Consider the following 455-nt stretch of genomic DNA (forward strand, 5'->3'; position numbering starts at 1 on the left):
ACTGATGGACTACGGGGGTATCTAATCCTGTTTGCTCCCCACGCTTTCGCGCCTCAGCGTCAGTTACTGTCCAGCAATCCGCCTTCGCCACTGGTGTTCCTCCGTATATCTACGCATTTCACCGCTACACACGGAATTCCGATTGCCTCTCCAGCACTCAAGAAAAACAGTTTCAAATGCAGGCTCAGGGTTGAGCCCTGAGTTTTCACATCTGACTTGCTTTCCCGCCTACACGCCCTTTACACCCAATAAATCCGGATAACGCTTGCCACCTACGTATTACCGCGGCTGCTGGCACGTAGTTAGCCGTGGCTTATTCCTGGGGTACCGTCATTTGTTCGTCCCCCAGAAAAGAAGTTTACAACCCGAAAGCCTTCTTCCTTCACGCGGCGTTGCTGGGTCAGGCTTGCGCCCATTGCCCAATATTCCCCACTGCTGCATCCCATAGGTGGTCA

At 53.2% G+C, this 455-nt stretch carries 1 rRNA gene; it reads right to left on the reverse strand.

The window, feature by feature from the left end:
* Positions 1–455 (reverse strand): 16S ribosomal RNA (locus M6G53_RS25085); the annotation flags it as partial.

Source organism: Serratia nevei, assembly GCF_024160145.1.
Classification (GTDB): Bacteria; Pseudomonadota; Gammaproteobacteria; order Enterobacterales; family Enterobacteriaceae; genus Serratia; species Serratia nevei_A.